General features: G+C 62.6%; 24 protein-coding genes. 14 read left to right on the top strand and 10 right to left on the bottom strand.

The features are described 5' to 3' along the window. Positions 1 to 4 precede the first annotated feature (4 nt). Both ACIPZ8_RS15630 and ACIPZ8_RS15625 read left to right on the top strand, forming a co-directional pair. Positions 5 to 2,449 (top strand): alpha/beta hydrolase, encoded by a 2,445-nt coding sequence (locus ACIPZ8_RS15630; protein WP_400724728.1) that lies wholly within the window; start codon positions 5 to 7, stop codon positions 2,447 to 2,449. Then, the gene (locus ACIPZ8_RS15625) at positions 2,449 to 2,769 is read left to right on the top strand and encodes a YceK/YidQ family lipoprotein (RefSeq protein WP_400724726.1); all 321 of its coding nucleotides are present in this window, start codon (positions 2,449 to 2,451) and stop codon (positions 2,767 to 2,769) included. The genes ACIPZ8_RS15630 and ACIPZ8_RS15625 overlap by 1 nt, the downstream gene beginning before the upstream one ends. Here the strand turns inward: ACIPZ8_RS15625 and ACIPZ8_RS15620 are convergent. Continuing rightward, positions 2,756 to 4,447, bottom strand: a complete 1,692-nt coding sequence (locus ACIPZ8_RS15620; protein WP_400724723.1) for a SulP family inorganic anion transporter — start codon at positions 4,445 to 4,447, stop codon at positions 2,756 to 2,758. The genes ACIPZ8_RS15625 and ACIPZ8_RS15620 overlap by 14 nt on opposite strands. 165 nt (positions 4,448 to 4,612) lie before the next feature. Here ACIPZ8_RS15620 and ACIPZ8_RS15615 point away from each other — a divergent pair, with 165 nt between their 5' ends. Beyond that, positions 4,613 to 5,629 (top strand): 5'-nucleotidase, encoded by a 1,017-nt coding sequence (locus ACIPZ8_RS15615; protein WP_400724720.1) that lies wholly within the window; start codon positions 4,613 to 4,615, stop codon positions 5,627 to 5,629. Between the two features lie 274 nt (positions 5,630 to 5,903). On the opposite strand, the gene trbK is transcribed toward ACIPZ8_RS15615, so the two are convergent. Continuing rightward, on the bottom strand, positions 5,904 to 6,083 hold the full coding sequence (gene trbK / locus ACIPZ8_RS15610) for an entry exclusion lipoprotein TrbK (protein ID WP_400724717.1): 180 nt from the start codon (positions 6,081 to 6,083) through the stop codon (positions 5,904 to 5,906). A gap of 127 nt (positions 6,084 to 6,210) precedes the next feature. On the opposite strand from trbK, the gene ACIPZ8_RS15605 reads away from it, so the two are divergent. Together ACIPZ8_RS15605 and ACIPZ8_RS15600 are read left to right on the top strand one after the other, a co-directional pair. Further along, positions 6,211 to 6,981 (top strand): SDR family NAD(P)-dependent oxidoreductase, encoded by a 771-nt coding sequence (locus tag ACIPZ8_RS15605; protein ID WP_400724714.1) that lies wholly within the window; start codon positions 6,211 to 6,213, stop codon positions 6,979 to 6,981. Positions 6,982 to 7,309: 328 nt separating this feature from the next. Continuing rightward, positions 7,310 to 8,080 (top strand): class I SAM-dependent methyltransferase, encoded by a 771-nt coding sequence (locus ACIPZ8_RS15600; protein WP_400724711.1) that lies wholly within the window; start codon positions 7,310 to 7,312, stop codon positions 8,078 to 8,080. A gap of 19 nt (positions 8,081 to 8,099) precedes the next feature. Here the strand turns inward: ACIPZ8_RS15600 and ACIPZ8_RS15595 are convergent, their stop codons facing one another. Continuing rightward, a complete protein-coding gene (locus ACIPZ8_RS15595) occupies positions 8,100 to 8,477 on the bottom strand; it encodes a DUF4440 domain-containing protein (protein ID WP_400724708.1) in 378 nt (125 codons plus the stop codon). A 137-nt stretch (positions 8,478 to 8,614) separates the two neighbouring features. Between ACIPZ8_RS15595 and ACIPZ8_RS15590 the strand changes: the two genes are divergently transcribed. Next, the gene (locus ACIPZ8_RS15590; RefSeq protein ID WP_400724705.1) at positions 8,615 to 9,115 is read left to right on the top strand and encodes a GNAT family N-acetyltransferase; all 501 of its coding nucleotides are present in this window, start codon (positions 8,615 to 8,617) and stop codon (positions 9,113 to 9,115) included. 74 nt (positions 9,116 to 9,189) lie between these two features. Here ACIPZ8_RS15590 and ACIPZ8_RS15585 read toward each other — a convergent pair whose 3' ends face one another. The 3 genes from ACIPZ8_RS15585 to ACIPZ8_RS15575 are packed head-to-tail and all read right to left on the bottom strand — an operon-like array spanning position 9,190 to position 13,281. Continuing rightward, positions 9,190 to 11,448: a GMC family oxidoreductase gene (locus ACIPZ8_RS15585; protein WP_400724702.1), complete on the bottom strand. Its 2,259-nt coding sequence runs from the start codon at positions 11,446 to 11,448 to the stop codon at positions 9,190 to 9,192. Beyond that, positions 11,445 to 11,936 carry a sorbitol dehydrogenase gene (locus ACIPZ8_RS15580; RefSeq protein ID WP_400724699.1) on the bottom strand — a complete coding sequence of 164 codons (492 nt, stop codon included), beginning with the start codon at positions 11,934 to 11,936 and terminating at the stop codon, positions 11,445 to 11,447. The genes ACIPZ8_RS15585 and ACIPZ8_RS15580 overlap by 4 nt, the downstream gene beginning before the upstream one ends. Positions 11,937 to 11,940: 4 nt before the next feature. Then, positions 11,941 to 13,281, bottom strand: coding sequence for a cytochrome C (locus ACIPZ8_RS15575; RefSeq protein WP_400724696.1), 1,341 nt, complete (start codon positions 13,279 to 13,281; stop codon positions 11,941 to 11,943). 221 nt (positions 13,282 to 13,502) lie between these two features. On the opposite strand from ACIPZ8_RS15575, the gene ACIPZ8_RS15570 reads away from it, so the two are divergent. Then, positions 13,503 to 14,237, top strand: a complete 735-nt coding sequence (locus ACIPZ8_RS15570; RefSeq protein WP_400724694.1) for a tellurite resistance TerB family protein — start codon at positions 13,503 to 13,505, stop codon at positions 14,235 to 14,237. Between the two features lie 16 nt (positions 14,238 to 14,253). Here ACIPZ8_RS15570 and ACIPZ8_RS15565 read toward each other — a convergent pair whose 3' ends face one another. Both ACIPZ8_RS15565 and ACIPZ8_RS15560 read right to left on the bottom strand, forming a co-directional pair. Then, on the bottom strand, positions 14,254 to 14,634 hold the full coding sequence (locus ACIPZ8_RS15565; protein ID WP_400724692.1) for a DUF6632 domain-containing protein: 381 nt from the start codon (positions 14,632 to 14,634) through the stop codon (positions 14,254 to 14,256). 71 nt (positions 14,635 to 14,705) lie between these two features. Further along, positions 14,706 to 15,218: a ProQ/FinO family protein gene (locus ACIPZ8_RS15560; protein ID WP_400724690.1), complete on the bottom strand. Its 513-nt coding sequence runs from the start codon at positions 15,216 to 15,218 to the stop codon at positions 14,706 to 14,708. 212 nt (positions 15,219 to 15,430) lie between these two features. Between ACIPZ8_RS15560 and glsB the strand changes: the two genes are divergently transcribed. The 6 genes from glsB to ACIPZ8_RS15530 all read left to right on the top strand — a co-directional run bounded on the left by glsB (position 15,431) and on the right by ACIPZ8_RS15530 (position 21,261). Beyond that, complete coding sequence (glsB, locus tag ACIPZ8_RS15555; protein WP_400724689.1) at positions 15,431 to 16,339, top strand: glutaminase B; 909 nt, start codon at positions 15,431 to 15,433, stop codon at positions 16,337 to 16,339. Between the two features lie 140 nt (positions 16,340 to 16,479). Next, positions 16,480 to 17,136 carry a Bax inhibitor-1 family protein gene (locus ACIPZ8_RS15550; RefSeq protein ID WP_400724687.1) on the top strand — a complete coding sequence of 219 codons (657 nt, stop codon included), beginning with the start codon at positions 16,480 to 16,482 and terminating at the stop codon, positions 17,134 to 17,136. Positions 17,137 to 17,455: 319 nt separating this feature from the next. Then, positions 17,456 to 17,839, top strand: a complete 384-nt coding sequence (locus ACIPZ8_RS15545; protein ID WP_400724684.1) for a hypothetical protein — start codon at positions 17,456 to 17,458, stop codon at positions 17,837 to 17,839. A 137-nt stretch (positions 17,840 to 17,976) separates the two neighbouring features. Continuing rightward, positions 17,977 to 19,677 carry an FAD-dependent monooxygenase gene (locus ACIPZ8_RS15540; RefSeq protein ID WP_400724681.1) on the top strand — a complete coding sequence of 567 codons (1,701 nt, stop codon included), beginning with the start codon at positions 17,977 to 17,979 and terminating at the stop codon, positions 19,675 to 19,677. Between the two features lie 11 nt (positions 19,678 to 19,688). Beyond that, positions 19,689 to 19,871, top strand: coding sequence for a DUF2783 domain-containing protein (locus ACIPZ8_RS15535; RefSeq protein WP_294324408.1), 183 nt, complete (start codon positions 19,689 to 19,691; stop codon positions 19,869 to 19,871). Between the two features lie 43 nt (positions 19,872 to 19,914). After that, on the top strand, positions 19,915 to 21,261 hold the full coding sequence (locus ACIPZ8_RS15530; RefSeq protein WP_400724678.1) for an MFS transporter: 1,347 nt from the start codon (positions 19,915 to 19,917) through the stop codon (positions 21,259 to 21,261). Between the two features lie 33 nt (positions 21,262 to 21,294). On the opposite strand, the gene ACIPZ8_RS15525 is transcribed toward ACIPZ8_RS15530, so the two are convergent. Continuing rightward, entirely contained in the window at positions 21,295 to 22,686 is a 1,392-nt protein-coding gene (locus tag ACIPZ8_RS15525) for an amino acid permease (RefSeq protein ID WP_400724675.1), read from the bottom strand. Between the two features lie 80 nt (positions 22,687 to 22,766). Next, on the bottom strand, positions 22,767 to 23,591 hold the full coding sequence (locus tag ACIPZ8_RS15520; RefSeq protein WP_400724672.1) for a phytanoyl-CoA dioxygenase family protein: 825 nt from the start codon (positions 23,589 to 23,591) through the stop codon (positions 22,767 to 22,769). Between the two features lie 215 nt (positions 23,592 to 23,806). On the opposite strand from ACIPZ8_RS15520, the gene ACIPZ8_RS15515 reads away from it, so the two are divergent. Beyond that, a complete protein-coding gene (locus ACIPZ8_RS15515; RefSeq protein ID WP_400724669.1) occupies positions 23,807 to 24,715 on the top strand; it encodes a LysR substrate-binding domain-containing protein in 909 nt (302 codons plus the stop codon). Positions 24,716 to 24,850 lie beyond the last annotated feature (135 nt).

Here is a 24,850-nt window from a genome sequence, read left to right as displayed (position 1 = left end):
ATCGATGAGCAAGCCTCTGCTGTACCTGCTGGCCGGCAACGGCAGCGCCGCCGACTGGTGGGACGATGCCCTGCCGCACTTCCGGCATTACCGGGTGCAGGCGCTGGAGCTGCCCGGCTTCGGCGACAACCCCACGCCGCCCTGCGCCAGCCTGGAGGAATACGCGCAAGCCCTGCTCACGCTGACCGAGCGCGGCCACGCGATCATGGCCGTGGGTGTCAGCGCGCTGATCGTCCTGCATGCCTTGCAGCGCAGCCCCGGTCACTTCAGCCGCAGCGTGCTGCTGGCCCCGGTCGGGGCCTTCCTCTGGCAACGGCGCCTGCCGGCACTAATGTCGCCGCTGCCGCTGCGCAAGGCCATCCACGGGCTGCTCAGCCACAAGCCGCACTGGTTCGCCCACAAGTTCTCCAGCCAGCGCTGGACGCCCGCGCAATACCAGCGCATGGGTGCCGGTTACGCCCGCTGCCGCGCCTTCGTGCCCTCCTGGGCGCAACTGCGCGCCGACACCGCGCTGCCACTGTTGGAGTGGGTCACCGACCCGATCGAGCTGGTGTGGGGCGACCACGACCGCCTGCTGGGGATCGCCCAGGCCGCTGCCTGGTCAGCGATCCTCGCCCGCGCCGACCTGCGCATCAGCCTGCAACCCGATTGGGGCCATTACCCCTGGATCGACGCGCCTGCGGCATTCGCCGCCTGGCTGGAGTCGGGCAGCCAAGGCTTCGTCGCCCACACCAAAGGCGGCCGCCTGCAACTGGCAGCACTGGCCGGCCAAGCCGTGCCCGAAGCCCTGAGCCTCAACGACAGTAATGACCCGCGCCTTGCAAGATTGCTTGCCTCGGCCCCGGATGCCCTATGGGCCGTGCGCTCCTCCAGCTACGCCGAAGACCAGGCCGATGCCGCCAATGCCGGCCTGAGCACCACCTACCTGCGCGTACCCAGTGGGGCCGTCGCCGGCCGCGTCAGTGAACTGCGTGCAGCCGGCGTCGAGGAAATGGTGGTGCAGCGTTTCATCCAGCCGACGGTGTCCGGCATCGCCTTCGTGCGCCATCTCTCGGTGGAGCTGGAGTGGCTCGAAGGCCACCTGGAAGCCCTGGCCGACGGCCAGGCCACACCCCAGCGTGCCACGCTGTCGCGCCTGGGCCCCGCTTGGCAAAGCGGCCAGTTCGCCGACCTGCGTGGCCTGACAGCCAAAGCGATCTGGGGCTTCCTGCAAGCCGTGCTGAAGGTGTTCCACTACGTTCCCGGCGATATCGAATGGGCCTGGGACGGCCAGCAACTGTGGCTGCTGCAGTACCGCCCGATCAGCGAGCACGGCTGGCGCCGCCACCTGACCTCGGCCAACATCGCCGAGATCCTGCCGCCGCAACCCAGCCGCTTCGTCGAATACGCCCAGCGCCGCGCCGCCGCCAGCATTCCGGCGATCATGGCGCGCTGGGACAGCCGCGTGCTGCAGGACAACGAACCGTTTACCGCCGTATTCGGCGGCGCGTCCTACATCAACAACGACCTGTTCCTCGCGCGCCTGGCCGACTGGGGCATCTCCGCTGCCAACTACGCGGGTGAAGTCGGCGGTGCCACACCCGCCCTGCCCTGGCGCCCGCTGCGCCTGCTGCGCTCGCTGCCCCGCCTGTGGCGCATGCAGCACGCCGCGCGCAGCCACCTGCAAACCCTGGCCGCGGGCCTGCAACGCTTCGACGCGGAACTGGCGCAGCTGCAGGCCGCCGGCGCCAGCGGCCAGCAACTGGCCGACTGGTTCAGCCGCTTCTACGTCTTCGTGGTGCAAGGCAACCTGTGCATCGCCACGGCCCTGGCCAGCAGCGGTGGCGCCTGGCTGGGCCGACCGCCGACCGCCTACGACAACCTGCAGCACAGCCCCCACCGCCTGCCGTGGGAAACCGACCCCGGCACACCGCGCCCGGCGCCAACCGAATTGCCCCAGCAGCCACTGCCTGCCTGGCCAGGCGCCGTCACCCTGGCACATCGCCTTGGCCTGCCCGGCTTGCGGGGTTACTACCTGCAAGTGCGCGAATGGTACCGGGACAACCTGATGCGGATTTTCTTCCGCGTGCACCACGCCATGCCTGAGGCCGAGCGCGCCCATTGGTTCGCCCCGCATCCGGATGTGCGCAGCCGCGACGGCAGCTTCTGGCAGGACGGCAGCCAGGGCTGCGAACAAGCCACCGGTTTCATGATCTACCCCGGCCAGGTGCAAGGCATCCTCGGCCAGGACATCCTCCTCGAAGACAGCCTCGACCCCGGCCGCCACGCCCACTATCAGGCCGCGCGAGCCGTGATCGCGCGCATGGGTGGGCGGTTGTCCCATGGTTCGACCTTGTTGCGCGAACTGCGCAAGCCCTCGGCGGTGCTGCCGCAGGTCAGCAGCGAGTGGCTGGGGCGCGAGGTGCAGTACCGGGATGGCGAACTGCGGCTGGTTGAAGGGCCGCGCTGATGAACGACAAGGAACGTATGACAGCGCTTGTGAAAAGGATTGCCAAGTACCTGACGCTCACGCTGCCGCTGATGCTGAGTGGCTGCTGGAGCACGCTCACTCACCTCGATGGCGAGCGCTGTGTGTATCCGGGCACGCGCTTTGGCTGGAACTTTGCCACGCAGAACGGCCCTGGGGGCTGGGTTGGCCTGATCGACGTGCCGTTCTCTCTTGCCCTGGATACGGTGCTGCTGCCTTATGACCTGACGGCGTTCCTCCCAGAGAACATGGGTGGGGATGACCGCGAGTGCAACCTGGAGGGTACGATCAAGGTGATGTAGCCCGCTCGTAGGCCGCAAGCAGATCATCCAGCTGCGGGAAGATCGCCTGCTCACCCAGCAGTTGCTTGATGTAGTAGCGGGAGTGGTGTGCCACATCCGACATGACATTGACCAGCACCAGGCGCACATCCTGGGCCTTCAACGTGGCCGCCAGGCTGCGGAGGGTTTCCGCGGCCGAGTAGTCGACATCATCGATCGCCGAGCAGTCGATACAGAACCAGCGCAAACCGGGCGTTGCCTGCTTCACCAGTTGCGTGACTTCTTCACTCAACTGGCGGGTATTGGCGTAGTAGATGCTGTGGGTGAAGCGATAGATGAGCAACCCCGGCCGCGCCTGGGCACCACTGGATAACACGGCCGGGTGCAGCTTCCCGGACTCGGCAGTGGCCAGCAGCACGTTCTTCGGGTGATAGCCCCTGCGCAGGTGGTCAATGATGGACAGCAGCATGGCCAGAATGATGCCCTCCTTCACCCCCACCAGCACCACGGTAACGAGGGTTATCAGGGCGACCCAGAACTCATTGCGGCGCTCCCTGTAGATGTTCTTCAGATGCTTGAAGTCGGTCAGTTCGATACCGATCATGAACACCACCGTAGCCAGCACCGACTCCGGCAGATAGGCAAGCGGCGCGGTGAGGAACAGCAGCACCATCAGCACGACCAGTGCGCTCACCAGCAACGACAGCTGGCTTCGCCCGCCCGAGCTGTCGACCATCTGCGTCTTGGTCGGACTGCCATTGACCACGAAGGTGCCCGACAGCGCGGCACCGACATTGGCGATGGACAAGCCGACCAGGTCGGTGTTTTCACTGAACGTCTCGTTGTAGCGGCAGGCGTAGGCGCGCGAGGTCGCCGCGCTCTGGGCCAGGATCACCACAAACATGGCAAACGCCGTAGGCAGCAACTGATTGAGCAGATCCAGGCTCCACTGCACCTTGGGCAAGCCGAAGTGCGGAAGCCCGCCGGGCACTGGGCCAAGCACCGGCATATACGCGGCAAAGTCGAGCATCCAGCTGAGCGCGATGGCGCCCACCACGGCAATCAGCGCCCCGGGTATCTTGCGCGAGCGCTTGCGGCTGGCCAGGATCACGGTCAGCACCAGCGCTGCCACGGCCATGGCATGCCAATTGAGCTGGCCCAGCCGCTGCAGCGTCGACCAGAGTTTGCCAGGCACGCCATGGCCCGCTGCTGGCAGGCCAAGCATGCCGTCCAGCTGGCCGAGGGCGACCTGGAGCCCGACGCCGGTAAGAAAGCCGACGAGCACGGTGCGTGACAGAAAGTCCGCCATGAAGCCCAGGCGCACCAGCCGGGCCAACAGCAGCAAGCCGGCAGCCATCAGGGCGAGCAGCTGGGCAAGCGCCAGGTAGTGGTCCGACCCGGTTGCAGCGACCCCGACCAATGCTGCCGAAAGAATGGCAGCGGTCGCCGAGTCGGCGCCCACCACCAGATGCCGCGATGAGCCAAAGAAAGCGAACAGCACCATGGGCACCAGCATGGTGTAGAGGCCGGTGACCACGGGTGTGCCGGAAATCTTCGTGTAACCCATCACCTCTGGGATCGCGAGTGCGGCCAGGGTGAGGCCTGCGACCACCTCAGCGGGGATCTGCTTCGGGTTCAGCGGCAGCAGGCCCTGCAGAATGGGGAGACGAAAGCGTTTGAACTTGTTGGTATTGGCCATCTTACGATCCCGTTGCAGATACACCCTTCACGCGCCCTCGATCAATGCCTTCATCGCCAACAGCGGCACCGGTTGCCATCCAGCATGACGCCTAGCGGTCTCCTGGGGTTTGGCCCGCCTGGCTATTTACCGTACATTGACCGATACCGGTTCAGGAATATAGCCATGCCCTACCCCATCGAACAGAAACTCGTCGTCGGCGTCGCCTCCAGCGCTCTGTTCGACCTGACCGTCTCCGACAACATCTACCAGGCCGAAGGCGTCGAAGCGTATCGCCTGCACCAGGAAAAGAACCTCGACGTGCCGTTCCCCCGGGGCGTGGCCTTCCCGTTCATCCGCCGCTTCCTCAGTATCAACAAGGCCTTCCCCGAGCAACTGCCGGTGGAAGTGGTGCTGCTCTCGCGCAACTCGCCGGAAACCGGGCTACGGGTGTTCCGCTCGATCAGCCATTACAACCTGGACATCACCCGCGCGGCGTTCATGTCCGGCCGTTCGCCGTACGAATACATCCCGGCGTTCAATGCCTCGCTGTTCCTCAGTGCCCATGAAGGCGACGTGCAGCGTGCGATCGACGCCGACTACCCGGCGGGCCTGGTGCTGCCGTCGAAGATCTACGATGACGAGATCGACACCGAGCTGCGGGTGGCTTTCGACTTCGATGGCGTGATTGCCGACGACGAGGCGGAGAGCGTGTATAAACAGCGCCTGAACCTGGATGAGTTCCAGGCCCATGAACGGGACCGCAAAGCCATTCCGCACCAGCCGGGGCCGCTGGCGGATCTGTACCGCAAGCTGTCGCTGATTCGCAAGCTGGAAGACCGCAAGTTGGCGCAGGACCCCGCATACAAGCGCATCCTGCGTATCGCGATCGTCACGGCGCGCAATGCACCCGCCCATGAGCGGGTGGTGACGACGCTTAAGAACTGGGGGGTTTCGCCGGATGAATCGTTCTTCCTGGGCGGGATGGAGAAAAACCGGGTGCTGCAGATTCTCAAGCCGCATATGTTTTTCGATGACCAGCGCAGTCACTTGTTCTCGGCCGCGGGGGACCTGCCGATGGTCCATGTGCCCTTTGGAATAGCGAACAAGGTGCGCACACCACAACCGGCAACGCCAGCAACAGTGAACGATGATTCGATCACAGAGGTAACACCTGAAGACCGACTGTCCGGAGAGGCATAAGCATTTGTAGGTCTGTATACACAGGGATAACTGCTGCGCCTGCTTCGCAACCAACCTCGTCCTGATCGTGCCGATGGCTGTGAAGAAAGGCTCGACACTGAGTTTTTCACGTTTGTGTGGACGTTCGCCAGAAGGTCGGGCCGCAGGTGGCGGTGCTGCATTTGCGGGGAAAACGGGAAGTCAGGGCATTTCTCGAAGGTTTACCCGTAGCCAAGTGCGCCCCGTTACCCATGCTGAAAAGCGTTTGAACATCCTGCTGCCCATCGCCGCGGTCTCATGGGGATTGTCGAGGCATGCACTTCTCGACCAGCGTATCCCGGTTGGCATTGTTGGGGAGTGTTTTCAAACGATCGGGCTGGCAGTGTTCATCAGACACCGCGTAGTGGGAGGAGTCGTCGCCACAGGCCGCCAGAAGGACAACGCTGACAATCACAAGAAGGGCTTTGCGAATCATCTGCTCACTCCATTGACGGGCGGAGGTCTGGCAAAAAAGAGTTTCCTGCCCAAAGCGTAGCGCGTCACAGGACGAGTTCAATGCCAGACTTGCACTGAGCGCCCCCTACAGCCGCATGAGGTACTGCATGAGCCTGATACCCGGCCTGAATGGCAAAGCCGAAGTCCTGATAGGCGGCGCAAGCCGAGGCATCGGCCTGGCACTGTGTGCGGCATTGCTGGCCCGCGATGATGTGGCCAAAGTCTGGGGCGTTTCACGCAATGCCAGAGGCAATGACGACCTCGCGCTACTCGTCAGGCATCACGGTGAGCGGCTGGTGCTGGTGGATTGCGACGCGCGTGATGAGCAAGCGCTCGCAGCACTGGCGGCAGAGCTCGCACAGACCTGCGCTCGCCTCCACCTGGTCATCAGCACCTTGGGCATCCTCCATCAGGATGGCGCCAAGGCAGAAAAATCTTTGTCACAGCTGGACCTGGCCGGCCTGCAGGCAAGCTTCGCGACCAATGCCTTCGCGCCAATACTGCTGCTCAAGCATCTGTTGCCCTTGCTGCGCAAGGGGCCCGCCACCTTTGCGGCGCTCTCAGCCAGGGTGGGATCGATCGGCGACAACCGCCTGGGGGGCTGGTACAGCTATCGGGCCAGCAAAGCGGCGCTCAATCAGTTGCTGCACACCGCCAGTATCGAACTGAGGCGCCTGAATCCGGCAGCCACCGTGCTGGCGCTGCATCCCGGGACCACTGACACGCAGCTGTCGCGGCCGTTTCAGGGGAATGTGCCAGCGCAGAAACTGTTTGACCCTGCCTTCGCAGCGCAATGCGTCATCGATCAGGTGGGACGGTTGGGGCCCACGGACAGCGGCGGGTTCTGGGCGTGGGATGGGCAAACGATCGAATGGTGAACGCATCACCCAACCCACTCCCCGCCAGCACCACGCTTGAGCTGGTTCAACCCGTTCAAGGGGTGGGCGTTATAACAAAAAAACCACGGGGGCAAAAAGCGCTGCGCGCCAACGCCGGTCTCTATCTAGTGGCTCGCGCCAACCTCATCCAACATAACGGAACACCGTGCCGCTACCCGATAACCCCTGGCTGTTGCTGGCGACGGTGAATCGACGATTGGGCAAACGCGCGCACATATCAATCAAGCTATCCATAACCCTCGTGCCTTCACGTGACATTCCATTTCAGACAGCCGAACATTATCCGAATCATCAGGAGCCAGCCAACATGCCACCTGTTCATGACGCCGCCCAGACCGGATACTCCCGCCAGGCCCACACCTACACCCAGGGCCGGCCAACCTACCCCGAGGCCCTGTCCACCTGGCTGCAGCAGAGGCTGATAATCGACGGGCAGACCCGTGTGGTCGATCTTGGCGCTGGCACCGGCAAGTTCACGCGCTTGCTGCTGCCGCTGACGGACCGGCTGACGGCCGTCGAGCCCGTCGATGCGATGCGCCAGGAGTTCGCCAAGTGTGTGCCCGGCATCGAGGTGCTTGCCGGCACAGCCCAGGCCATACCGTTGCCCGCTGCCAGCGCCGACGTGGTGCTGTGCGCCCAGGCCTTCCACTGGTTCGCAGACGCCCAGGCACTGGCAGAGATCCATCGGGTGCTCACGCCTGGCGGGCGCCTGGGGCTTGTGTGGAACGTACGGGATGAATCGGTCGATTGGGTGGCGGCGATTACCCGGATCATCACCCCTTACGAGGGTGATACACCGCGCTTTCATACCGGCCAATGGCGCACTGCGTTCGACGGCTCAGGCTTCTCGGCGCCTGAACTGACCTGCTTCGCGCACACTCACTGCGGCAGCGCCGAGACGGTGATCATGGACCGTATTCTGTCCGTCAGTTTCATCGCCAGCCTGCCGCCTGCGGACAAGGCCGAGGTCACCCGGCAATTGCGCGAACTGATCCAGACGCACCCGGCGCTGCGGGGCCAGGTCACCATCGCGTTTCCCTATCAGACCCAGGCGTACCTCTGCCATCGACTTGGCTGAGGCTCAGCCTGGCACCCGCTCACGCAGCCCAGGTTTCATGCAGATGACGCCATAGAACGCGATCGCCCTGAGGACTGAGCACTGCAGTCGAAATGCGTGTCTTGGCGTCCTGGCTGGGCTGCCGATGTGTCTCTCGATAGCGGACCACGGCACCCTGCGGCCATTGCGCCAAGGTTTCCAGCCCGGTGAGTTCGATGGTCAACCCTGGCTGGCTACCTGCGCGCGTTGCGAACAGGGTGGCGACATCCTGCAGGCACACCTGAACGCCAGTCGGCGTGATCATGGAGAAGTCCGGCGTGAAGCGCTCGATCATGGCCTCGACCTGGCCTTCCCCTCTAGCGAAGAGCGCCTCGATCAGTACGTGCAGGTCGATGACTTCTTGTAGGTAAGGATTCATGGCGTTTCAGTCCTGGTTCGGTAGCCGATTATGACTGATTACCTGAAACGGTGGAGGAACCGGGAGCATTGCAAATACGCCTGAGGGTGCCATAGGCTGCCTCTTCATCAGTCGATGCTACTGACGCGAGGAAAACGATGATCGAATTACAAGGATGTGCAGCATTTGCCGGTCTGGAGTGCCGACCTGTTGGTCTCTCTGACGCAGAAATGATCTGCTCGCATCGCGAGCAGATGTTTCTTGAGGCGGGTGGGAATCCTGAAGAACTACGCGTCATGACTGAGCACTTTCGCCCATGGCTGGAGGAGCGGCTCGGTGACGGCCGGTATTACGGATTCAAACTCCTCGATGGCGAGCAAGCGGTCGCCGCCATTGGCCTGATGAGCATTGATTGGCCTCCCCATCCCTCGCACCCGACCCTGGACAAGCGTGGGTACGTGTTGAATGTGTACGTCCAGCCGGCCTACCGCCGCCGAGGCCTGGCTTCGGCCTTGATGCAGGCGGCTGACGCCGAGTTCGCTCGCCGAGGCATCACATTCGCGGTGCTGCATGCCACCGAGACGGGCAAACCGGTCTATGCGCAAAGCGGTTGGGCTGGCACGTCGGAAATGGCCAAGTCCATTGCTGCGAAACCCTGATTCACCAAGGCTGAGAGAGCAACCCCACAATGCTGCGGCATTGCCGCAGCATTGTGGGGTTGGTATGACAGCGCTTACACCGCGCCGAAACGCACCTCCACCGTCAGGCTTCCCAGATTATCCCTCAGGCCAACGCCATAACGCCCAGTCAGGTCATCATTGATGCACAGCTGCAACTCACCCTGCTGGCCACGCGGCAACTGCACCTGATTACCGACCAGGAACGGCACACCGTTGCTGCCGATGCGCCCAATCAACGCCCCTTCGTTCTGCCCCGGCAGGGTGTAGCCCGGCTTGGCAATCAACCCTGAATTGCCCCGTGCACCCACCATGCCGGTGGCCGGGTTGGCCGTCCACTGCCCGCCCGTACATACCGCCAACTGCCAGCTCTGCCCATTGACCTGCATGCCCGTGCCTTGCCATGCCTGGTTGGCTTGCACCTGCACCGTGCGCTTGAGCAAGTCGCTGGCCACCACGTCGGCTGCCTGGAAGGTCAGCGCGGTGATGGTCAAGGTCGGGTTTGCGGTGCCGGTGGTGGGGAACACGCCGTCGCCAACCAGGAACAAGTTGGGGTGGTCCCAGCTGCGCTGGTCTTTGTCCACCACCGACTTGCTGGGGTCCGAGCCCATGCGATAGGTGCCCATCAGGTGACCTGCGCCGAAGAACGGGTAGGTCTGGCCGTCGTACTCGAACACCGTTTGCGAGCCGGGCTCGAGCTTAGGGTTCAGGTCGGTCAGCTCGGTGGCGCCCATCAGCTCGGTGATGATATGCGTGGCGGCCAGGCGCGCCTGCTTGAAGCCTTCCTTGGTGTAGTCCGACAGTTCGTAGGTGATTTGAGGCCGAGGCAGGCCCAAGCCATCGGTGAGTTCCGTGCTCCTCTCCACCCGGCACAGCGCATTGTCGGGGTCTTTCTCCACCTGCTCGATCAAGAAGCCCAGACGGAACTGGCGGGTCAGCACGCTGTTGAGCTGCTGCACCAGCGCTTGGCCGGACAACGCCAACTTGTTGGGGTTAGCGCCACCGTTGTTGGTACCGTCGATGAAATCGCAGACCGAGGTGTAGGGGTCGTTCACCGACCAGTTCCAACCCTCGTTGCCGATCTCGATACGCCAGGCAGCACGCTGGCGGCGGAACGGGCCATCGCGCATGTCCTCGATCCCCGAGGTGGACAACGGCCCGCGGAACGGGAACAGCGGCTTGCCTTCGGGCATCAGGCCCCAAGCCAGGTACACCGGGTGGTCGGCCAGCGCCTGGCCGACCTGGCCGCTGCTGTTGGCAACCCCCTTAGGGCTGTTCGGGCCGATGGAGTTGAGCAGCAGCTTGGGCGTTTCGATCGCGTGGGCGGCGATCACGTAGCGCTTGCCCTGGGCCGTGCCGTTCTGGCGCGTGCCATCGTTCTGGTACTGGATGAAATCGATACCCGTAACCCCATTGGCATCAACCTGGACCTGGCTGGCCACGGCCTGGTAAAGGATGCGCACGTTGCCGGTATCCAGTGCCTTGGCCATGGTCACGGTGGCGTCGTACTTGGCCTGGATCGGGCAGATTGGCGTGCAGCTGGTATTGCCAGCGCACACCCGGCGGCCGTTGTCGTTCTGCGAGTTGCGCCCGGCCGGGGTCTGCCGGACATTGAGGGTGACACCTGGGTACGGCCTGCCGTCGGGCGCCTTCTCCGCGCTCTGGTACACCGTGCCCGTGACGTTCTTGGCCAGGCCCTGGTCGACCATCGACGGCGGGATGCCGTGCATGCTGTATTCATAGCCCTGCGGGAAGGTCACGCCCAGGTAGGTCTGCGAGGCGACATCGGCAGACACACCCATCTCCTCCTCGGCGCGACAGTAGGCGGTCTGCAGGTCGTCGTAGCTGATAGGCCAGTCGACCCCGACGTTGTACGCAGTGCGCATGCGAAAGTCGTTGGGCAACAGGCGCAGGGCCGTGCCCATCCAGTGCCACATGGTACCGCCGCCTACCCGCTCGTAGGTGCTGGCGAACAGTTGCGGTCCCTTTTGTACCAGGTAGCTTTTCTGCACCTTGTGCGGGTCGTTGCTGCCGGCGGTGATCAAGTCCTGGATAGTTGCTCGCGGGGCGAACTGCGTGGCCGGGGTCTGCTCGGTCTGCTCTGGTGGGTATGGCGACTCGGGCGACTTGAGCACGGCGGTGTAGAAACGCTCCAGGTACTCACTGCGATTCGGCGGAATTGCCGGGCCCGACTCGAGCACCAGCACTTTCAAGCCGGCCAGGCCCAACTGGTAGGCCATGACGCTGCCGGCCATGCCGGCGCCGACAACGATCACATCGGCGGTTTCGATGTTCTGGGTTGGTAGGTTGCTCATGGCTGCTGCCCTTCCTTGGCGTCAACACCGGTGAATTGCTTGAGGGTCGGTGGCTGCTCGGCCCAGTAGCCGAAGTGGTACTGGCTATAGCCCATGGGGTGGGATTGGGCGATCTTCCACGCCCAGCTTTCCTTATAGGCCTGGTCAGAGACCACGCGGGTGTCACCCGTGTGGGCGTTGCCTTGGTCATACGGCTGATACCAGCTGCCAAGCAGCCACAGCTTCATGATCGAGCGAGCGCCCTGGGCGATCTGCGGGTCAGCGTTACCGAGCACGGCGCTGGCGATCTGCGCAGGGGGTTGGCTGCTGATACTGGCGTACAGCTCCAGCAGGTTGCTGAACGCGGCGGTGCCCATGCCTTGCTGGGCGGTGGCGAAGAACAGCGGCGGCAGGTTGATCGGGTCGACGGCAGGCGCCAGCAGGTTGGCTGACAGGCCAGTGAGCACCGCGGACAGGTTGATGAAGTTCTGCAGGTTAGGGTCGCTCATGGCATCACTCCTTGGCGCCGGTGGATTGGGCACGTTCAAGCAGGAAGGTGAAATCGGCGAAGCTGGTGCGCGGTGACTGGGTCACGCGGGTGGTCGCGTTGTTGTGACACTCCATGCAACTGGACGAAGCCTGGGGCGTCGTGCCCTGGTTGTAGGTTTCCAGCGTGGCGTTGGCCAGGAAGTTCGGCGCAGGCGTGCCCAGCGGGTTGGTTGGCGACGGTACCTCGCAGTTGTCGGCGGGGTCGGTCGGCCACTGGGTGCTGATCAACTGGTAGTTTGCCCACACCGTTCCCTTGAGCGCGCCTTGCCACTGTGCGTTGAGCTGGTGGGTTGCGGCGGTGAGCGGAATTTCCCGCACGATCTGCGAAGGCGTGGCCTTCTTCGACGGGTCCCACGGTTGCGCGGGTGGCTCGTTCACCGGGCGGTCGCTGGCCTGGGCGTCGTAGAACAGGTAGGGGCCTTTGCGCTCGTTGATCGGCGTGGTCTTTTCCGGCACGTTGCGCACGTGCTCGAAGCTCGACCACACCCACTGCGGCGCACCTTGGGTCTTGTGAACGATGTGCAGGCCGATCAGCCCGACCTTCTGTGCACTGCACGACTCGGGGATTAGCGCGCCCTTGTTCGGGTCGGCGTTGCCGGGGGTGTAGACCAGCGCGTCGACGGCGTGGAAGTCCTCGGGCTTGTCGCTGCCATCGAGCACTTTCCAGGACGACTTGACCATGATCGCGCCGACCTGCTGGGCCTTTTGCGAACCGCAGGCGAAGGCGATGCGGTTGTCGGCCTTGCTCAGGAACGCTTGCTGGCCTTCCTTGCTGTACAGGCCATGATTGACGATGTCATCGAACATGGGCTGGTTGACCATGATCGCGTTGCGCGTGTAGGTGCCGCTCTGGTCCACCAGTGGGCCGGTCTTGAAAGGCTGGATGAATTCATCGAGCACACCGGCGACCTTGCCCATCTGCTGCAGCACGGGCAGGTCACCCTTGCCTTGGCAGGCGGCGGGTAGCGGCGCCTTCTGATTCCAAGCGACTGGTTTCTGGCCTTTGGGCAGGAAAATCTCGTAGCTCTCCTTCCACGACTCCCAAACCGTTTGCCCCGGCGCGCCGATCCTCGCCGAGGTATTGGCGCTGCCGTCGGCGTTGGCGGGCCAGTTCAGCGCGACGAATGTCTGCCACGACAGCACGTCGAAATCGTGTTGCAGGGTGTCCAGGTTGAAGGGGGGATTGGCGGTGACGTCGAAGGGAATCGCAGGTGACAGCACCGGTGGGCTGGCCGCATCGGCCATGGCGAGCGCGCTGGTGAAGCTTGCTCCCAGGTACGCCAAGCGTTTCAGGGTTTTTCTCATTATCGTCTCCTCAGCAGATAAAGCGTCGGGACGACGAGGCGTATTGGCCCTTCCTGGGCAGAATGTTCAGCGTTATCCCTGACGCTAAGCTGCAGGCTAGTTGTCGCGACAGAACCCTTAAAAATATCCGACTAGCGGTTCAGCCAGACGGTCATGACGCTTCACCTTCGGGGGGCTATCGTTGCTTGTCTGGGCAACGACTACTGATCGAGGTTAGCGCCATGAACACCAGTGACTTACTCGAACAGCTGCTTCGTGCCGGGCAGCGTTCGCAGGCGCAACAAGGCAGCGGCGGCATGTCAGCGCAAGACGGCCTGGGCGGACTGGGTGGCTTGCTGGGCGGTCTGCTGGGCGGCGGTAGCGCAACGGGTGGCGGCGGTGGCCTTGGTGGACTGCTGGGCGGCCTGTTGGGTGGCGGTGGCAGCAGCAACGCTGGCGGCTCTCCCCAGGGCCGCGCCGCCGGCGGCATCAATTACGCGGCCCTGGCGTCGTTGGGCATGATGGCATTCCAGGCCTATCAGAGCTGGCAGCGCAGCCAGGCGGCAGCCCCGCAACAGGCGGTGCGTACAGTCGACCAATTGTCCGGCCCCGAGGCCGAGGATCACAGCCATGCGATCTTGCGCGCACTGATTGCCGCCGCCAAGGCGGACGGGCGTATCGACGAGCAGGAAGAACAGCTGATCTACGCGCAAATCAAACGCCAGACCGACGACCCGCAACTGCAGCAGTGGCTGGATGAAGAAGTCAGCAAGCCACTCGACGCTGCCGAAGTGGCGCGGTCGGCCAAGGACCCGGCCATGGCGGCGGAAATGTACCTGGCCAGCGTGATGCTGGTGGATGACCAGCAGGATGCAGAGCGGGCCTACCTGGATGAACTGGCCAGCGCGCTGCAGATCGACCCGACATTGCAGGTGCACCTGGAGCAGCAGGCCAAGGCGGGCTGCGCGACGGGCTGAACTTCTGCTATGGCTCTCAGCGCCCTCGGTGAGTACTGGGCGTCAAGATGGCCAAGGCGATTGCCACGATGAACAGCGCTGGCACGTCACCTGCCAAGTGCCCCATTTGCCCCGGCTGGGTGACGGCCTGGACAGCCATGATTGCGCCATGTACGGCGCTGGACCACGCGGTGAACCAGATCAGGCTCAGATTGGCCAATGGATCTCGTGCGGCCAGGATCAGGAACACGCCGAGCGTGGCGTAGAGGCCAACGATCATCATCGGGTAGTCGGAGTGGCCGATGTGCCAGGCCCAGCCGGACGGCCAGAACAGCATGAGGGGATAGAGAGCAAGGCACGCGAGGCCAGCCAGGACTAGAACGACGCGCAAATACCTGAGGCGATCGACCAAGCTCATGACGGGCTCCTCTAGATACGCCAGGCCCTGCACGCGCCATCTGAATGCGGCAGGGCCAAGCGTGACTGGACTCAGTCTGCAGTCTGCTCCACTGCGCTCTCGGCAGCAGGGGCCGGGGCGGCCGCTTTTGCCTTCGCACGGTCCTTACGGCCTTTGCCGCGCTGCCGCGAAGCTTGCTGCTTGGCATACAGCGCCTGACCGGCGGTGACAACGCCCGCAGGCTGGCCATTCAGGTCCAGGCGCGGGGCGTTCTCCACCATGCTGGCCCAGTAGCGGTTGCCCCGGCACCAGGTCGAGATACCCAGCTTGAGCTGTTCACTGGTGATGCCCAGCAGCTCCAGGTGTTGCTCGGCATCCTTGAAGATGCCCTCTTTGAGCGGGACCTTGGGGGCCGGGTTGACCGGGAAGGCCAACGGGAAATGCTTCTGCAATGGCCAGATCGCTTCGACCGCCGGGTCCTGCTCACGCGCCTTGGCCTGCGGGGCGGGCTTGCGCTTGGCAGGGCGCGGGGTTTCGGCCTTTGCCTGCTGCTCTTTTTCAGACCGCAGGCGGTCACGTAACTCAGCTAGTTGTTCAAAACCCATCGTTAATCACTGCTTCTACGTTGATTGCGTGGCGCAAGGATAAGCCATGCAGCGCTTGGGAGCAGCAGAAAGAGGATGAATCGCTGTGGTTTTTGCCGATTCGGCATGCCCACCTGCATCATTTCGGTGCAAACCTGTGATCTGCCCTGCCCGGCTTTCGTCACAAACGCGACCCCCTCGCTGTCGTCCGGGGACTGATGACAAGGCCTTCCATGCAAACGCTGTTGAACGAGATTCTCGACCAAGTGCGCCCCTTGATCGGCAAGGGCAAAGTCGCTGATTACATACCTGCACTGGCCGACGTGCCTGCGCAGCAGCTGGGCATCGCCGTGTATGGCAACGATGGCAGCTACTACTGCGCAGGCGACGCTCTGGTGCCGTTTTCGGTGCAGAGCATTTCCAAGGTGTTCAGCCTGGTCCAGGCGATTGGCCACTCCGGTGAAGCCATCTGGCAGCGGCTGGGCCACGAGCCCTCGGGCCAGCCGTTCAACTCGCTGGTGCAGCTGGAGTTCGAACGCGGGCGCCCGCGCAATCCCTTTATCAATGCCGGTGCGTTGGTGATCTGCGACATCAACCAGTCGCGCTTTGCCGCGCCCACCTTGTCGATGCGCGATTTCGTCCGCCGGCTGTCGGGCAACCCGCACATCGCGATCGATGCCCGCGTCGCCGATTCGGAATACCAGTTCCGCGCGCGCAACGCGGCCATGGCTTACCTGATGCAGTCCTTTGGCAACTTCCACAACGAAGTCGAGACAGTACTGCGCAGCTACTTCAGCTACTGCGCGCTGCAAATGAGTTGCCTGGACCTGGCGCGCGCCTTCTGCTTCCTGGCCAACGACGGGTTCTGCAAGCACAGCGGCGAGCAGATCCTGAGCCGACGCCAGACCCAGCAGGTGAACTCGATCATGGCCACCAGCGGGCTTTATGACGAGGCCGGCAACTTTGCCTACCGCGTCGGCTTGCCCGGCAAGAGCGGCGTGGGTGGCGGGATCGTAGCGATCGTGCCGGGGCAATTTACCGTGTGCGTGTGGTCGCCGGAACTGAATGCGGCGGGCAATTCCCTCGCAGGCATGGCAGCGCTGGAATTGCTCAGTTCACGGATTGGATGGTCGGTGTTCTGATCAGGCCGCAATGACCAGGCTGGTCTCTTCAATAGTGATGCGGCCATGTGCCATCATGATTGATCATCGACAAAGACATCGTGCACTACCTGTGTCGACTTTGTCGTGGTACGGACATTCAGCAAAGGAAAGCCCAGCACATGATTGAAAACGATACCTTCAGCCGGGTCGGGACCAACCACCAGATCTCGGCCAACACCTACAACCTCATACTCGGTGCCGTGCTGCTGTGGGGTTTTGCGGTGAACTGGTACCTGGTCACCACGGTACCGGCCGAAGTCATGCTGGTCATTTCCCCGATAGTGTTCTTCATTGGCTACTTCATCCTGGCGATGTCCGGCGTCGCCCTCCTCTCCGGCTCGCAAGAGCCAATGTACAGCTTCCTCGGCTACAACCTGATCGTGGTACCGATCGGCCTGCTGCTGGTGGTGGTGCTGCCGAAGTACTCGCACGAGCACATCATCCAGGCGGTGCAGACCACCATCCTGCTCACTGCGGGGATGATGATACTGGGGACCGTGTTCCCGGCATTCTTCAAACGGATCGAGTCGTCACTGTTCATCGCTCTGGTGGTGTCGATCGTCGTCGAGCTGGGCCAGGCTTTGTTGTTCGGCACCCACCTGGCGGCCATGGACTACATCGTCGCCGCGATCTTCTGCGGTTACATCGGCGTGGACTGGGGGCGTGCCAACCAGATCGAGCGCACCGTCGACAATGCGATCGACAGTGCCGCTGCGCTGTACCTGGACATCATCAACCTGTTCCTGCGCATCCTGCGGATCATGTCCAAGAAGTAACAGGCGCCAAGCTGCGCAGCCAGCTTCTTCAACATCGTCGGCCGCCCCCGCCGGGCACCGGAGATCGGCGTGAGGGGTGCAATGTGCTGGAGTTGGAGAAGGTACAGGGCCAGACCCAGTTACGTGGGGTCAGGCTGCTGGATGAATCGCTATGGCGCTGGATCGACTGATACATGAACGGTGCAGGGGTGGACCGTGTTGATGACACGCACATTCTGGCCAGCGTTTCACTGGTGTAGAATGCGCCCCGATTTTGTGCCCCAGTCCGTCATCACAGTGCTGCGGCATCATTCGCCAATTTCATCTTTCGGGGTCACGGGTGTCGTTCTTCAAGAAGCTGGTTGCTTTGGTCATTCTGCTTGCTGGATGCGGGTATGTAGGCGTTGCATGGAATGAACATCTGGCATTCGAAAAAACCGGGGAGAGCCTGATCCGCCAACTGGGCTCACAAATCGTTACCGACCTTGGGCGGATGAACAGCCAATGTAGAGCCGTGGCCAAAATTGATTCGATTGCCATCGAACCGGACGGGCTATTCGGGAAGAAGGGCTCGGCCGTTCTGTACATTTCCGGGAAGAACGACAGCGGTATTGCCATTGATTACGGTATGAAAACCGTGGGTGACAAGGTTTGGGTCCAACCTGTGAATCAAGTTTCCGCGCAGTTGTCAGTCATGCAATTTGGCTTGAAAAGCTGCAGCTAGAAGCGCTACGCGAGCTGTTCTCGCCTTACTTGCCATCTCGTCCAGCGTTGTCCCCTACAGGGGACATCGCGCCGCGCCACCTCAAGTACAGTCATTTGCACACCTGAATACCTACAAGAATTAGGATGTGCACCGCCATGCATCACCCCCACAGCGCGCCGCGCCGCTCCCTCTATTTCAACTACCAGGTCTTCCCGGCCCACACCGCCAGCGTCGGCGCTGCCCGCCCTGAGCGCAAACCTGTGGTGGTGGCAGGTGCCGGCCCGATCGGCCTGACCACTGCCCTGGACCTGGCCCGACATGGCATCGCCTGTGTGGTGCTGGCTGCAGAGCGGCAAGTGAGCGAAGGCAGCCGGGCGATCGTGTTCACCCGCCGCTCGATGGAAATCCTGCAACAGGTGGGTGTCGCCGACCGGGTTTGCGCGCTGGGCTTGCCGTGGAGCTGTGGCAATTCGTTCTATCGCAACCGGCTGGTGTTCCGTATGGAAAACCCGCACGACCCAGACGACCGCTTCGCGCCCATGACCAACCTGCAGCAGCCCTGCCTGGAGCAGTTTCTGGTCGAGGCCGCCGAGGCCAACCCGTTGATCGAGCTGCGCTGGGGCAACCGTGTGACCGGTTTGACGCAGCATGACGACTTCGCCCGGCTGAGCATCGACACCCCCGCCGGCAGCTACGCGCTGGACGCGGATTGGGTAGTCGCTGCAGACGGCGCCCGCTCGACACTGCGCACGCTGCTCGATTTGAAACTTGAAGGCACCGCCTACGAAGGCCGCTTCGTGATCGCCGACATCAAGATCGACCTCGGCCTGCCCACCGAGCGCCTGGCCTACTTCGACCCAGCCTGGAACCCGGGCAACACCGTATTGATGCATCGCGAACCGGGTGATATCTGGCGCATCGACTACCAACTGCCGCCAGACGAAACCGCGGAACAGGCGTTGCAGCCCGAATCCTTGCGCGAACGCATCAATGCCCAGCTGCAGATGCTGGGTGTGGAAGACCCGCAATGGGAAATGGACTGGAGCTCGGTCTATTCGGCCCGCGCCCTGACCCTGCCGGACTACATTCACCAGCGCGTGATATTCGCGGGCGACGCGGCCCACCTGTTGCCGATTTTCGGCGTTCGCGGCGCCAATACCGGTTTCCAGGACTGCCATGATCTGGTGTGGAAACTGGCCCTGACCCTCAAGGGCCTGGCCGGCCCCAAGCTGCTGCCGTCCTATTCCAGCGAGCGCGTGAGTGCCGCGCGGGAAATCATCAGCGAGGCCGGCAAGAGCACCCGTTTCATGGCACCTCCCACAGTGGGCTACCGGCTGGTACGCGATGCGGTGTTGTCGCTGTCGCTGAGCCAGGCGTTCGTCCGCCCGTTGTACCACTGGCGCACCTCGCGGCCCCACGACTATGCCGACTCGGTGCTCAACTGTGCGGCTGACGACAACGCGCGTTTCACGGCAGGGCCGCGCAACGGCGCGCCGCTGCTGAATATCCGGCTGGCCGAGGATGACTACCTGTTCGACCGCCTGGGCGCCAGCTTCTACCTGCTGTGCTTCACCGACAGCGATTGCATCCCGAACGACCTGGTCGAGCAAGTGAAGGCCATTCGCAGCAGCGGCGTGCCCCTGCAGATCATCGCAATTGCGCAAGGCGCCCAAGCCGCCATCAGCGGCGCAGACCAGCTGATCGACGATGCCAACGGCCACATGGCCGCCAAGTATGGCATCACCCGCAACGGCGCCTATCTGGTGCGTCCGGACCAGCACATCTGCGCCCGCTGGCTGCAGCTGTCTGCTGCACAACTGCACACCGCCGTCGATACCGCCCTGGGCAAACACTGAGAGGAAGCGCCATGAACACCCTGACCGCAGCAGACCTGGAAGTGGTTTACGACGTACTGGCAGAGGCCCTGGACCAGGCCACGCCGGCCAAGGCCGAGCTGTTTCTGACCAAGCTGGCGTTGCTCAGCGCCCATGCCCTCGGCGATGCCCAGGCCTTCACTGCACTGACCCAGTCGGCGCTACACGACTTGTAAGCCCTGGCGTTGCCGCTTAAACCAATAATAATCAGGCGCCCCCATGCACCCGAACACTGCCCCGCTTGCCACGCTAGAAACCGCCAGCAACCTTCAGCACGCCGTGATGCGCAAAGTCTCCAGGCGCCTGCTCGGCTTTCTGTTCCTGTGCTTTGTGCTGTCGTTTCTCGACCGGATCAACATCGGCTTCGCCGGCCTGACCATGATGGGCGACCTGGGCCTGAGCAGCACCCAGTTCGGCATGGCCACCACGCTGTTCTACATCGCCTACGTCGCCTGCGGCATCCCCAGTAACATGGCCTTGGCCCGGGTTGGCGCACGCAAATGGATTGGCAGCCTGATGATCGCCTGGGGGCTGGCGTCTACCGCGACCCTGTTCGCGACCGATGCCAGCAGCCTGTACCTGTTACGGATGCTGGTCGGCATCACGGAAGCCGGCTTCCTGCCTGGCGTACTGCTGTACCTAACGTTCTGGTTCCCGGCGGCGTACCGCGCACGCGCCAATGCCCTGTTCATGATCGCCATGCCGTTTACCGCAGGCTTCGGCTCGGCGCTATCGGGGCTGATACTGAGCCTGGATGGGGTGTGGGGGCTGCACGGCTGGCAGTGGCTGTTCCTGCTCGAAGGCATGCCTTCGGTGATCATGGGCTTTGTGGTGTTCGGCTACCTGAACGACGCGCCAGCCCAGGCTCATTGGCTGAGCGCTGAAGACAAGCAACAGCTGCAGCAGGCCCTGGCCGCCGATAAGCCGCCTGCAACCTCCACAAAAGACGCTGCCCCCCGCAGCCTGCTGCGCGAAATGCTCTCGCCCACCGTGCTGCTGTTCAGCCTGGTGTACTTCTGCCTGGTCAACACGCTGGCGATGATCGCCGTCTGGACGCCGCTGATCATCAAGAGCATCAGTGCCGCCGACAGCAGCAACAGCACCATTGGCTTTCTGGCGATGATCCCGCAGGTGTGCACCATCATCGGCATGCTGGTGTGGGGGCTGCATTCCGACCGCAGCCAGGAGCGCCGATGGCACCTGGTGCTGCCGATGCTGATGGCGGCTGCCGGCTGGCTGTTCGCGGCCTATGCCGGTAACCCGTTAGTGCAGCTGTGCGGTATCTGCATGGCTGCCACCGGGTCCTACACCGCCATGTCGATTTTCTGGACGACTCCGGACCAGGCGCTGACGTTCAAGGCACGGGCCATTGGCATTGCGGTGATCAATGCATTCGGCAATATCGGTTCAGCGCTGAACCCGCTGGTGGTTGGCTGGCTGAAGGACCTGACCCAAAGCTTCACGGCAGGGATCGTGTATGCCACGGCGCTGTTGGTGATCGGTGCGCTGTTGACCTTCCTGCTGCCGCTGCGCCCGTCTACATCGGTATCCAAGCAGGCTCGGTAGGAGCGGGCTTGCCCGCCCCTACCGATAAATACCTCAAGCGCTCGCGGACACTGGCCGCGGCGCACGCTCACCCCACAACCAGTAACCCAGGGAAAGCAGGACCAACCAGCCAACACCGACATACAGGGCGGTGCGGCTGGCCGGGAACCAACCCAGCACACCAAAGATGAACACCATGAACGCAATCGCACAGGCTGGGCCCACCGGCCACAGCGGCACCCGATAATCCAGCGCCGCCACCTGCTCCTTGCTCATGCCGCGACGCATCGCCACTTGCGACAGCAGTATCATCAACCAGACCCAGACAATCGAGAACGTGACCACCGCCGCCAACACCAGGAACAAGTCTTCAGGCACCAGATAGTTCAATACCACGCCCAACAGCAGCGCCACACCCATGACCGCAACCGTCATCCACGGCACACCGAAACGCGACAGCGCTGCAAACCCAGCAGGCGCCTGGCCGTTCTGCGCCATGCCGTACATCATGCGCCCGGCGCTGAAGATATCGCTGTTGATCGCCGAAACAGCCGCAGAAATCACCACGATGTTCAACACCGTTGCCGCTGAACTGATGCCCAGGCCACTGAAGATCTGCACGAACGGGCTACCGTGGCTGCCAATGCTGGTCCACGGGTAAATGGCCATGAGCACGAACAGGGTCAGGATGTAGAACAGCAGGATGCGCAGCGGCACCGAGTTGATGGCCTTCGGCAACACGCGCTTAGGGTCCCTGGCCTCGCCTGCAGTGATACCGATCATCTCGACCCCGCCAAAGGCGAACATCACCACCGTGAAGGAAGCGATCATCCCCCCGATGCCATTAGGGAAGAACCCGCCATGGCTCCAGAGATTCGAGACGCTGGCCACAGTACCTGCGTCGTTGTTCAGCTGAATACCCATCAGCAGCACCGCCGCCCCTGCCACGATCATGGCAATGATGGCGGCCACCTTGAGCAACGACAGCCAGAACTCCATCTCGCCAAACACTTTCACGCTGCACAGGTTCAGTGCCCCGATGAAGAACACGATCCCAAGCACCCAGATCCACGCGGGTGTATCCGGGAACCACAGCCCCATGTAGACGCCAAAGGCCGTCACGTCTGCCAGGCACACCACCAGCATCGAGAACGCATAACTCCAACCTGTCAGAAAACCCAAATAGCGCCCCAGATATTGGCTGGCATAGTGGCCGAACGAACCGGACACCGGGTTATGCACCGCCATTTCGCCAAGGGCGCGCATCATCATGTAGATGGCCGCGCCCCCGATCAGGTAGGCCAGCAGTACCGAAGGCCCTGCCAGTTTTATCGCCGATGCCGAGCCATAGAACAGCCCCGTACCGATAGCAGAACCTAACGCCATGAAACGAATATGCCGGGTCGACAGCCCCCGCTTGAGCTGGTGTGAGGATTGAGCGTTCATAGATACCTTCTTGATCTTATTATCAGGTCCGCACAACGCAGATGCCGTGCGGTTTCATCAGGCACGCATCACTTCAATCATCAAGCCCTTGGCCACAGCACCGGGAACAGTTCATGGTCCATCGGCGCACCGCTGGCCAGTTGCGTTTCGAGCCCGGGGAACTGTGGCGAGGTTTTCCACTGGCGCGGCGCGTGGGTAATGTCGTCACCCAGGAAGCGCACCGAGAAAGCACGACGCCGGCGATTGCCACCGACACCACCCGAGGCATGCAAGGTCAGCATGTGGAAGAACACCGCATCGCCCGGGGAGAGTTCCCAGCCGAGGATATTCCAGGCGCTGCGATCAGCCTCGATATCCGGCAAGTCCGCCAGGCTGCCCTCCGGGAACCATTGCGCCTGGCTGTCGAGGAAACTGCGCGGCATCAGCCACGGCCCAAGGTGCGAGCCGCCGACAAATTCCAGGGTCGATTCCCGCGCAACAGGGTCGATGGGCATCCACATGCTGCAGTTCTGGCGCCCGTCGATGTTGTAGTACGGCTGGTCCTGATGCCAGGGCGTGCGCTGGCGCGTGTTGGGTTCCTTGACCAGCAGGTGATCGTGATAAAGCCGGGCTGTTTCGCTGTTCATGAGTTGAGCGGCAACACTGCCCACCCGGCTTTCCAGGATGAACTGGCGATAAGCCGAAATATCACGCCAGTTGCAGAAGTCCTCGAAGAACCAACCCGGGTCATCCGGGCGGCTGGCCACTTTGGCGCGCTCGCTGGGGGTTTTCAGGTTCTGTTCGATGCCGGTTTCGAGCAGTGCAACTTCTTCCGGCGTGAACAGGTTACGCACACAAACGGCACCATCACGCTGGAACGCCTCGATGGTTTCATTATCCAGTTGAAATTCAGCGGACTGTTTCATGAAGGACCCTTTAGTCTTTTTATTGGGGCCGGCGCATACAAGTTGCCCTGTACTTCTTGCGCCAAGTAAAAACAAGGCAACAAACTGGGTGCACCGCCTATATCAGTTAACGGGCGATCTGGTTTTTAACTGAAGTAAGCAAGGTGCAAGGCGAGTATTGCTTTTCGGTACCAATAGGAAAAGAATATATTTCCTAATTTCGAGTATAGGAAAACATGATAGGGTTCTCCTTCAGGCAGCTCGAGTACTTCGTCGCCGTGGCCGAACATGGCAGCATCAGCGCTGCAGCGAGAGCCCGGCACGTCTCACAGCCCTCGGTTTCGGTGGCGATCGCCCAACTTGAAGATGCGCTGAACGAGCGCCTTTTCCGCCGCCAGGTCAGCCGCGGGCTGGAGCTGACATCAGCCGGCACGCGCTTGCTGGCCCAGGCCCGCGAAATCATCGGCATGGCCATCGCCATGAATCAAAAGGCCGACCCCACCCAAGGCACGCTGCGCGGCAACCTGTCGCTGATCTGCTTTCAAGACCTGGGCCCTTACTACGCGCCACGGCTGCTATCGAGCTTTCGCAAGCAGTACCCCGAAGTCGAGGTGACCCTGTTCGAGACCGACCTGGCAGGCGTACACCGCCACCTGAGCGCCGACAAAGCCGAACTCGCGCTGACGTATGACATCGGCCTCGACCCCACGATGCCGCGCCAGGTATTGGCTGAGTTGAAACCCTACGCGCTCATCGCCACCGACCATCGGCTGGCGCACCTGGCCGCGATACCGCTGCAGGAGCTGGCGCAAGAGTGCGTGATCCTCGAGGACATCGCCCAAACCCGTGAGTATTTCCTGTCACTCTTCTGGGCGCATAACCTGCAACCACGCACCCAGCAATATACCCAGACCTTCGAGATGCAAAGAGGCCTGGTCGCCCACGGCTACGGCGTCGCCCTGTCCTGCACCCGCCCCGCGGGTGACCACTGCTATGACGGTACGCCGCTGCTATGCCGGCCACTGCTGGAGGACGTATCACCGCAGAAAGTGGTGCTGGCGCAATCAGGCGCGATGCACCCATCGCCAGTAGCGGAGGCGTTCAAGGCCTGGGTCACCCGGGAGATATCAGCCCAGACAACCTGAGCTTGCACGCCCTCACAGATTTAGCGCCGCACTCAAAGGCAATGCAGTACCTGTGGGAGCTGGCTTGCCTGCGATGGGCCGCAAAGCGGCCCCATTTACCCAACTCACTGACATCATGGCCTGCCTGCATACACC

It is taken from the genome of Pseudomonas sp. NPDC089422 (assembly GCF_044749405.1).
GTDB lineage: Bacteria > Pseudomonadota > Gammaproteobacteria > Pseudomonadales > Pseudomonadaceae > Aquipseudomonas.
This window is presented reverse-complemented; position numbering and strand designations above follow the sequence as displayed.

What these genes read in the sequence shown, in the direction of transcription:
- ACIPZ8_RS15540 (WP_400724681.1), top strand. Translation starts at nt 17,977, where the DNA reads ATGCATCACCCCCACAGCGCGCCGCGCCGCTCCCTCTATTTCAACTAC.
- ACIPZ8_RS15620 (WP_400724723.1), bottom strand. Translation starts at nt 4,447, where the DNA reads ATGGCCAATACCAACAAGTTCAAACGCTTTCGTCTCCCCATTCTGCAG.
- ACIPZ8_RS15575 (WP_400724696.1), bottom strand. Translation starts at nt 13,281, where the DNA reads ATGAGAAAAACCCTGAAACGCTTGGCGTACCTGGGAGCAAGCTTCACC.
- glsB (WP_400724689.1), top strand. Translation starts at nt 15,431, where the DNA reads ATGCAAACGCTGTTGAACGAGATTCTCGACCAAGTGCGCCCCTTGATC.
- ACIPZ8_RS15515 (WP_400724669.1), top strand. Translation starts at nt 23,807, where the DNA reads ATGATAGGGTTCTCCTTCAGGCAGCTCGAGTACTTCGTCGCCGTGGCC.
- ACIPZ8_RS15580 (WP_400724699.1), bottom strand. Translation starts at nt 11,936, where the DNA reads ATGAGCGACCCTAACCTGCAGAACTTCATCAACCTGTCCGCGGTGCTC.
- ACIPZ8_RS15570 (WP_400724694.1), top strand. Translation starts at nt 13,503, where the DNA reads ATGAACACCAGTGACTTACTCGAACAGCTGCTTCGTGCCGGGCAGCGT.
- ACIPZ8_RS15525 (WP_400724675.1), bottom strand. Translation starts at nt 22,686, where the DNA reads ATGAACGCTCAATCCTCACACCAGCTCAAGCGGGGGCTGTCGACCCGG.
- ACIPZ8_RS15630 (WP_400724728.1), top strand. Translation starts at nt 5, where the DNA reads ATGAGCAAGCCTCTGCTGTACCTGCTGGCCGGCAACGGCAGCGCCGCC.
- ACIPZ8_RS15625 (WP_400724726.1), top strand. Translation starts at nt 2,449, where the DNA reads ATGAACGACAAGGAACGTATGACAGCGCTTGTGAAAAGGATTGCCAAG.
- ACIPZ8_RS15585 (WP_400724702.1), bottom strand. Translation starts at nt 11,448, where the DNA reads ATGAGCAACCTACCAACCCAGAACATCGAAACCGCCGATGTGATCGTT.
- ACIPZ8_RS15535 (WP_294324408.1), top strand. Translation starts at nt 19,689, where the DNA reads ATGAACACCCTGACCGCAGCAGACCTGGAAGTGGTTTACGACGTACTG.
- ACIPZ8_RS15530 (WP_400724678.1), top strand. Translation starts at nt 19,915, where the DNA reads ATGCACCCGAACACTGCCCCGCTTGCCACGCTAGAAACCGCCAGCAAC.
- ACIPZ8_RS15605 (WP_400724714.1), top strand. Translation starts at nt 6,211, where the DNA reads ATGAGCCTGATACCCGGCCTGAATGGCAAAGCCGAAGTCCTGATAGGC.
- ACIPZ8_RS15600 (WP_400724711.1), top strand. Translation starts at nt 7,310, where the DNA reads ATGCCACCTGTTCATGACGCCGCCCAGACCGGATACTCCCGCCAGGCC.
- ACIPZ8_RS15550 (WP_400724687.1), top strand. Translation starts at nt 16,480, where the DNA reads ATGATTGAAAACGATACCTTCAGCCGGGTCGGGACCAACCACCAGATC.
- ACIPZ8_RS15560 (WP_400724690.1), bottom strand. Translation starts at nt 15,218, where the DNA reads ATGGGTTTTGAACAACTAGCTGAGTTACGTGACCGCCTGCGGTCTGAA.
- ACIPZ8_RS15615 (WP_400724720.1), top strand. Translation starts at nt 4,613, where the DNA reads ATGCCCTACCCCATCGAACAGAAACTCGTCGTCGGCGTCGCCTCCAGC.
- ACIPZ8_RS15565 (WP_400724692.1), bottom strand. Translation starts at nt 14,634, where the DNA reads ATGAGCTTGGTCGATCGCCTCAGGTATTTGCGCGTCGTTCTAGTCCTG.
- ACIPZ8_RS15595 (WP_400724708.1), bottom strand. Translation starts at nt 8,477, where the DNA reads ATGAATCCTTACCTACAAGAAGTCATCGACCTGCACGTACTGATCGAG.
- trbK (WP_400724717.1), bottom strand. Translation starts at nt 6,083, where the DNA reads ATGATTCGCAAAGCCCTTCTTGTGATTGTCAGCGTTGTCCTTCTGGCG.
- ACIPZ8_RS15590 (WP_400724705.1), top strand. Translation starts at nt 8,615, where the DNA reads ATGATCGAATTACAAGGATGTGCAGCATTTGCCGGTCTGGAGTGCCGA.
- ACIPZ8_RS15520 (WP_400724672.1), bottom strand. Translation starts at nt 23,591, where the DNA reads ATGAAACAGTCCGCTGAATTTCAACTGGATAATGAAACCATCGAGGCG.